Origin of the sequence: Methanospirillum hungatei, from assembly GCF_020216685.1 — an archaeon.
GTDB lineage: Archaea > Halobacteriota > Methanomicrobia > Methanomicrobiales > Methanospirillaceae > Methanospirillum > Methanospirillum hungatei_B.
The window spans coordinates 1-6,261 of the sequence record NZ_JAIWNS010000239.1 but is presented as its reverse complement, the minus strand read 5'-3'; the positions used below and the strand labels follow the sequence as shown (position 1 = coordinate 6,261).

The following is a 6,261-nucleotide window of genomic DNA, read 5'->3' as shown; positions in this document are numbered from 1 at the left end:
CATACAGAACAGAGACAGAGGAATCCGGATGCTTGTCTAAATCCAAATCAGTACCCAAAAAATGTGCATCCGGCATTCCATCCTCCCTTCATCAGATATATTGACTGAACTGTCCTCTTCGATATACCTAATAAGCCATATAGCTTCAGAATCATTAATAGATATCGCCATATTTATACCGAAACAGACCGGACATCTGATATGAACCAGATTAAACAGAAAAATACATCATAACATGTACAAATACAAAATTATAAATTTACACAGATAAAATGATCTCATCCTCCAAAGAGGCTAAAACATGCTCATGAAGAGGGTACGGATCAATTCTCTTCCGAACAGGGATATATTAGGATACCGCTCATGGATTTTGTACTGCTTAAGACTATTTTACCAGATCTCCTCCTCATTTTAATCCTGATTGCCGGTATTGTATATTATTCCTCTGAAAACCTGAAGAGATATGTCATCATTATTGGAAGCATCGGATGCCTCGCCATACTTTCTGGCGGAATAGCAGGGGATTTTTCGGATCTTTTCTCTGCCGGCCTGTCAGTCCATATCATCGGAGAAATTCTCATCTGCTGTGCAATTCTTCTTATGATTGCTTCAAAAAAGGCATCAGAACCGGATAAAAACCTGGAAACGAAAATTTCAGAACTGGAGCGTCAGCTTTTGGAAAAAACTGAGGCTCTTGATATGACGAACATTCTTCTGAAAAATGAACTGGAAGTCAGATCTTCGTTTGAGGCAGATCTTCAGGAGAGTGAGGAGAAGTTTCGTAACATCACTGAGATTACCCCGCTTGGGATGATACTCGTCAACAGGGATAATTCCATCGCCTATATCAATCCACAAGTGACCAGATCACTTGGATTTACTCTGGACGATCTTCCCGACATGCAGACCCTCATCCGTGTATTCTTACCAGATCCCTCTGATCAGGAGGAGGCCTATCATATGTGGCGGGAACAGGTCTGGAAAATTGACCGGCAGATCCAGGAACCTCTCCCTCGTGTCTATCAGATTACTGCAAAAGACGCATCACAGAGGACATTTGAAGTCTATTTTGCACCCTACGGGAAGGTTATGCTCATCCTCCTCCATGATATCACCATCCGGAAAAAGGCCCAGGATGAACTCCGTGAATCTGAACGCCGGTACCGTGAGATGATAGAAAATGTCCCACTCATTGTCGTGATGCTGAATCCTGATGGTACGGTTGTTTTTGGGAACAACCACCTCCTCAAGGTTATCGGATGTGAGAAAGAGGAAATTCTGGGCGCAGACTGGTTTTCTACATACACCCCTCCTGAAGAGCATGTACGGGACACCTTCATACAATATATCCAGGAGGAAAAGGTACCTCCCCAGCTTGAATACTCACTTATTTCTAAGAATAATCACAAACACTCTGTTCTCTGGACAAACCTTGTTCTCCAGGAGTCTGATGGCAGGTTCACCGGAGTTATCAGTCTTGGAACTGATATCACCGAGCGAATACAGCGGGAAAAGGCTATCCAATTGGCAAATAAGAAACTCAATATTCTATCTTCCATCTCCCGCCATGATATTGCAAACACCCTTACTGAAATCTTTCTTACTCTTGAACTGGCACAGGATACCATAGAAGATACTGCCTCACAAGAGTTAATTCATGATACACTGGATGGACTTCGGATTATTCGTCGCCAGATAGAATTTTCCCGGTATTACCAGGACATCGGCGTCCATGCTCCTGAGTGGTTTGACCTTGAAACCATCATCACGCTTGTAGTCAGGGAGATGGCTCTTTCTGATATCACGGTAACCATAGAGACAGGAAAGGTCATGGTGTATTCAGACCCCCTCATTCAGAAAGTCTTCTTCAATCTCATCGATAACTCCCTCAGGCATGGAAAGCAGGTGACGAAGATCTCGTTTACGCTTATCCATGAAGGATCAGACCTTATCATCGTATATAGTGATGACGGGGCAGGTATATCATATGATGAGAAGGAGAAAATATTTGAGCGGGGATTTGGAAAAAACACAGGAATGGGATTATTTTTAATCAGAGACATATTGGCAATTACCGGGCTTTCCATCCGGGAATGTGGAACTCCAGGAAAGGGAGCACGGTTTGAGATCACGGTACCAAAAGGAGCATGGCAGGCTGGTGCGGATAAATTGAGTAAATGATCATTTATCTCAGTTGCGTCCGGGCGTTTACCGGTAATTACCTGCGGTCCGGGAAAGACCGGCACACCAGTTTTCAGCGACGATTTTAATCCATTGGTGAATGGAAATTACAGGTATATGTACAGCTCATCCCAGGTCTGAAGATCTTCCCCACCTGAACGTTCATCGCCGAACTGTCAGGATATGAGGTATACTCTTCTCCTTCAATAAGAAACGAACGTATGTGGTCATCTCCCATCCACATATCCCAAAAGAGGAGGTCGATATCTTCAAGGGTTGCATCAGGGAGAGAGGAACGAATACACATCCAGTATTCAGGGTGGCCTTCAGCGGTAACCTCTATCAGATAAGCCTCAGGCATTGAAGATTTCTTTTTCCTATGTGATATCAGATGTTTTTCAGCAGATTTTCCGGAGATATCTCTTCTGCATACGAGGCATTGCCCAAGGGATGAGGGTAAGAGAGTCATTTACTCAGGATAGTGATTGCATGTATCAGGGAAAAAATCATGCTTACCAAAAAGCCTTGCAATCTTTTTCAGGGTCCCGGTTTCTCGCGAGGATTTTCAAGTGGTTCACGTTTTGCTCCTTTCGGGATGAAGCATGAGCAAACAACCCGTTGAGGAATCATCGTCTCTGCCTGTCGTACAAAACCAATTGAGACTATCCTCCCCGTCCCTCACACCCGCCATCTCCCTTCCGGCACCACAATCTCAAACCTGGCCCCTTTCCCAAACATTCCGGTCTCAGTGATGGAGATACCGGTAATGGCAAGGATCTCTCGTGCAAGAAAGAGCCCAAGCCCCGTATTCTTCCCATACCCCCGCTCAAATATCCTCTCCTTCTCATCATCGGCAATTCCGGCCCCGTCATCCTCAACCAGAATAACCAGACGATCACCATCCTTTCGCGTAGAGATCGAGATAGTCGTCACCGTCCCCCCGTGCCGATACGCATTCTCAAAGAGATTTTCAAGCACCTTCACCATCATGGCATCGGCATAGATCTCAACCGTGGTTGGTACATAGACCAGCGAAATATCCTGCGGTATGGAGACATTCCCAACCATCTCATCAAGACGTTGCCAAAGCGGATCGTGAGTCCCGATATCCTGATAGATCCTGGTAAACTCTATCTGGCGGGCGATATCTGACGTCACCGACGAACATTTCTTCAGGTATATCATGAGTTCATCAGAAATCGCCGGCAGATCGGCTGCCAGATCCAGGTATCCCATGAGCACACTCACGCGGTTTAGAATATCATGCCTGGTGATACTGGAGAGCAGAGCGAGCTTCTTATTGGCCTCACGTAACGACTCACTCAGCGTCGCAGCCTCCTTGAAAGTCTCTTCACGCTCCCTATTTCGTTCAAGCAACTCAATCTCGGCCTGTTTTCTCCTCGTAATATCGAGTATGATGCCGCTAAATGTCAGGAAATCTCCCTCTCTGACCGGGATCGAACTCCCCTGGAACCAGATCACCTCTCCTGTCGGCTTGATAAACCGTCCTTCAAACTCCCAGGGCTTCTCTTCCCTGACGGCATCCGCAATTGACCTGAGGAATGCCTCACGATCCCGCTCATCCACACAGGTCGTGAACCGGTCAAAAAACGTATCAAAATCGATGGTTATTCCCAGGATGTCCTCCGCCCGGGTGCTTACATATCGAAGACCCATCTCCCCTGACGGCTGTGCATAAAACTGATACACCACCCCAGGAATTGTCCTGGTCAGAGAATCCAGAAAATCCTGACTCTCCCGTAACCTGTTCTGGGTCTCACATAATTCTTTATTCTGCTGACCAAGATCCACAATAAACCTGGCCTGCTGGACATTCTGGTAAGCAGACTCCGAGAGTTTCTTCGAAAGCGTAAATAAAAACCGGGCAATCGTGGAGAACTGCTCATATGACATGGATGGAACGTCCCTGAACGCAGCAGCAATATCCTCTTCATCAGCACCGATCTTTCTGGCATATTCCCGCATCGCCTCTTCACTCTGGTTTTCATTTCGCACCTGTCCAATAAGCCAATTCGCGATATGCCGGTTTCCAACAACAATACTCGCACCAGCATCCCAAAGCCCTCCACTCATACATGGCTGCACAACCGGGCCATCAGGATGAGGGCTGCCAATGATCGCATCTGATCGGTAACAGTTCTTACATCCCAGTTCTGTCTTCCGGATAATATCATTACAAAGACGGGTAAATCTGCTGGGTCTGGTAATAGGCCTCCCATCAGGGTGGGTAATAATTGAGGCAACCCCTGCTGCTTCTGCAAACTCATCCTGAATCTTTTGTATCTCTCTTATATCGAAGATTTCATCAAACGAAAGGGCAGGGTCATCAAGAGGACGGGTCAGAGCAACCAGATGCTTCTCCAATGCCTCTTCAACCCGCCTGCGGTCGGTGATATCACGGATACACTCTATCGCACCGGTGATATTCCCATCAGGATCAAAGAACGGGCATGAGGTGAACCAGAAATATCCTCCCCGTCCCTGGTAAAAATGGGGAAGATAAATCTCCGAACTGTAGAAGAATGACCCTTTTCTGGAGATATACGGATACCGCTCGGTAATGGTCTCATCACCGGTCAGGGCCAGATCAATGAGCATTGGTCGCCGTTCATTATAAAACGGGAGAGCATCCTCATAATTCCCCTTTCCGACCATATCCTCTGCCATAACCCCGGTCATCTCCTCCATCGCCCGGTTCCAGGCAATCACCACCCCTTCATGATTGATGGCAAAGGTTGCATCAGGGAGAAATGCAATGATATCATCAAGACGGCTCTTCGTCTCCTGCAGATCCAGGTCTTTTCTGATGAGCTGATCGTGGCTCTCCCGTGCCTCTGCCTCAGCAGAGAGGATCTCTTCGTATGCCGTTGCCAGTTCTTCGTTCTTTCTGATAAGTTCCATCTCTGCACGTTTCCGGTCAGAGATATCCCTGATGAACGCCTGGAGATATGCACGTCCTTGTATGCTGATCTGCTGGAGCGTCACCTCTGCAAAAAACTCTCTTCCATCAGAATTCTGGTGCACACATTCAAACCTGACCGGCCCTCCCGCTGATACGGTGCGAATCTTCTCTGCACACAGATCATGGGACAAGACCCCGTCTGGCTGGAAGGGTGGGGCTAATTCTGCAGGCGATCGTCCGATAATCTGGTTCTTTGAGAGACGGAAGAGGACTTCTGCCTGATGATTACAGTCAAGGACCTTCCCGTCTTCAAGGATGAGAATACCATCAGCAGCACTCTCAAAGAGCGTCCGAAACTTCTCTTCGCTCTCCCGGAGGGCCTGTTCCTGGATGGTCAGCCTGTCCAGACTTGCTCTGAGCTCTTCACCGGTCTTTGCAATGACGTCATATGCAGCCTGAATCTCATCATGGCTCTTTAGCAGCTGTTCCTCCTGCTCTTTCTGCCTGGTTATGTCGATATGCGTCCCGACGGTGATCGGGGTGGGCGTCCCGTCATCATCAAGAATGGTCCTGCCTCTTGACCAGATCCAGACAGAATGCCCGTCAGCATGGAGCATCCTGAAGTACTGCTCATACATCCCGACCGGATGGTTCACATATGCCAGGAAGGTATCTACAGCCTTTTGACGATCATCAGGGTGGATGAGGTCCTCCCACACTTCTTTGACATCCATCGCCCCGGCGTGATCAAACGCGGTGATATCCCTCCCCAGCATGGAGAAGTACTCAGGGCTGCACCAGGTATACCCGGTATCGCCATGATACTCCCATGCACCGGTGTTTGAAGCAGCAATAAGGGCCTTATACCGGTTCGTCGCCCGTGAGAGTTCCTGATGGGACCGGTGCAGCTCCTTTCCGGTCTGATTGAGGAGGATGGCCTGCCGTACCTTATGGGCTAGTTCAGCAAATTGGGCCTTTGGATCCCCTCCTTTCTGCAGGTAAAAGTTCGCCCCAAAATTGAGGGCCTCAATGGCAACCTCCTCACGACCCCGACCGGTGAAGAGAATAGAAGTTACGCGTTTAAATTTTCATGTAAACTTAACTCTGTAATCTCTAACCAGTAGTTGATGAATTATTTTGTTAAAATTGGGCTTAAA

At 47.6% G+C, this 6,261-nt stretch carries 3 protein-coding genes; 1 reads left to right on the top strand and 2 read right to left on the bottom strand.

What is annotated here, in order from left to right; genetic code table 11:
• Nucleotides 1-363 precede the first annotated feature (363 nt).
• Nucleotides 364-2,181, top strand: a complete 1,818-nt coding sequence (locus LDL35_RS13900; RefSeq protein ID WP_304023500.1) for a PAS domain-containing sensor histidine kinase — start codon at nucleotides 364-366, stop codon at nucleotides 2,179-2,181.
• 85 nt (nucleotides 2,182-2,266) lie between these two features.
• On the opposite strand, the gene LDL35_RS13895 is transcribed toward LDL35_RS13900, so the two are convergent.
• Both LDL35_RS13895 and LDL35_RS13890 read right to left on the bottom strand, forming a co-directional pair.
• Nucleotides 2,267-2,650, bottom strand: a complete 384-nt coding sequence (locus LDL35_RS13895; protein WP_304023498.1) for a hypothetical protein — start codon at nucleotides 2,648-2,650, stop codon at nucleotides 2,267-2,269.
• Nucleotides 2,651-2,859: 209 nt separating this feature from the next.
• Nucleotides 2,860-5,880, bottom strand: a complete 3,021-nt coding sequence (locus tag LDL35_RS13890; protein ID WP_304023496.1) for a PAS domain S-box protein — start codon at nucleotides 5,878-5,880, stop codon at nucleotides 2,860-2,862.
• Nucleotides 5,881-6,261: the final 381 nt, after the last annotated feature.

Coding starts and splice junctions, on each gene's coding strand:
- LDL35_RS13900 (WP_304023500.1), top strand. CDS start 364: ATGGATTTTGTACTGCTTAAGACTATTTTACCAGATCTCCTCCTCATT.
- LDL35_RS13895 (WP_304023498.1), bottom strand. CDS start 2,650: ATGACTCTCTTACCCTCATCCCTTGGGCAATGCCTCGTATGCAGAAGA.
- LDL35_RS13890 (WP_304023496.1), bottom strand. CDS start 5,880: ATGCTGGGGAGGGATATCACCGCGTTTGATCACGCCGGGGCGATGGAT.